Here is a 1670-nt window from a genome sequence, read left to right as displayed (position 1 = left end):
AGCCGGCCCCAGTGGCCGACGCGGCCGGGCACGCCGGCGACCCCTTCCCCCTCGCCCCGATGCAGCACGCGATGTGGGTCGGGCGCCACGACCACCAGCAGTTCGGCGGGGTGGCCGGGCACCTCTACGTGGAGTTCGACGGCGGCCCGGTCGACCCGGATCGCCTGCGCGCGGCCGCGACCCGGTTGGCGCAGCGTCACCCCATGCTGCGGGTCCGGTTTCTGCCCGACGGCACGCAGCGCATCCCGGTGGACGAATGCGGCGACTTCCCCGTCGCGGTGGTCGACCTGCGCGACGAGGCCGACGTGGAGCGGCGGCTGGCGGCCCTGCGGGACGCCAAATCGCACCAGCAGCTCGACGGCGCGGTGTTCGAACTGACGTTGACGCTGCTGCCCGGCGATCGCTCCCGGCTGCACGTCGATCTGGACATGCAGGCCGCCGACGCGATGAGCTACCGCACCCTGATGGCCGACCTGGCCGCCCTCTACCTGGGCCGTGACCTACCCGAATTGGGTTACAGCTACCGGGAATACCGCCAGGCGATCGCGCGGCAGGAGGCCCAACCGCGGCCGGAGCGCGACGCCGACCGGGACTGGTGGGCACAACGCATTCCCCGGCTGCCCGACCCGCCGGCGCCGCCATCGACCGGCGGCCGGGGCTCGCGCACCAGCACCCGGCGCTGGCACTGGCNGCCCGCGGCGTCACCCCGGCGATGGCGCTGGGCGCCGCGTTCGCCCACGCGCTGGCCCGCTGGTCCACCGCGCGTTTCCTGCTGAACGTCCCCCTGTTCGGGCGCCAGGCCCTGCACCCCGACGTCGACCTCCTGGTCGGCGACTTCACCTCCTCCCTGCTGCTTGACATCGACTTGCTCGGGTCCGACACCCCGGCGGCGCGGGCGCACGCGGTGCAGGACGCCATGCGGACCGCCGTCGCCCATTCCGCCTACCCCGGGCTGTCGGTGCTGCGCGACCTCAGCCGCCACCGCGGCACCCAGGTCCTGGCGCCGGTGGTCTTCACCAGCGCGCTCGGCCTCGGGGAACTGTTCGGTGCCGACGTCACCACGCAATTCGGCACGCCCGCCTGGATCATTTCCCAGGGCCCCCAGGTCCTGCTCGACGCGCAGGTCACCGAGTTCGACGGCGGCGTGCTGGTGAACTGGGACGTGCGCGACGGGGTCTTCGCGCCCGGCGTCATCGACGCCATGTTCGAGAACCACATCGACGAACTACTCCGGCTGGCCGCCGCCGACGACGCCTGGGACGCGCCCGGTCCCCCGGCGCTGCCGGAGGCGCAGCGCGCGGNGAGCCCAAGGGCGTCGAGATGACGCACGACGGCGCCATGAACACGGTCGAGTTCGTCACCGGCCACTTCGAGATCGGCGCCGCCGACCGGTGCCTGGCGCTATCCACGCTGGAATGCGACATGTCGGTGCTGGACGTCTTCGCCACGCTGCGCGCCGGTGGGGCGATCGTGGTGGTGGACGAGGCGCAGCGGCGCGATCCCGACGCCTGGGCCCGGCTGATCGACGCCCACCGGGTCACCGTGCTGAACTTCCTGCCCGGCTGGCTGGAGATGCTGGTCGAGGTCGGCCAGGGGAGGCTGTCGTCGCTGCGGGTGGTGCCCACCGGCGGCGACTGGGTGCGCCCCGGCCTGGCCCGCCGGCTGCGGGC

General features: G+C 73.7%; 1 pseudogene. It reads left to right on the top strand.

The features are described 5' to 3' along the window. A pseudogene (locus tag BN4348_RS45290) lies at window positions 1-1670 on the top strand (AMP-binding protein); the annotation flags it as partial.

This window comes from Mycobacterium interjectum, from assembly GCF_900078675.2.
In the GTDB taxonomy this organism is placed as follows: Bacteria; Actinomycetota; Actinomycetes; order Mycobacteriales; family Mycobacteriaceae; genus Mycobacterium; species Mycobacterium interjectum.
Note: the sequence above shows the minus strand (reverse complement) of the source record. Positions and strands in the feature narration are given on the sequence as shown.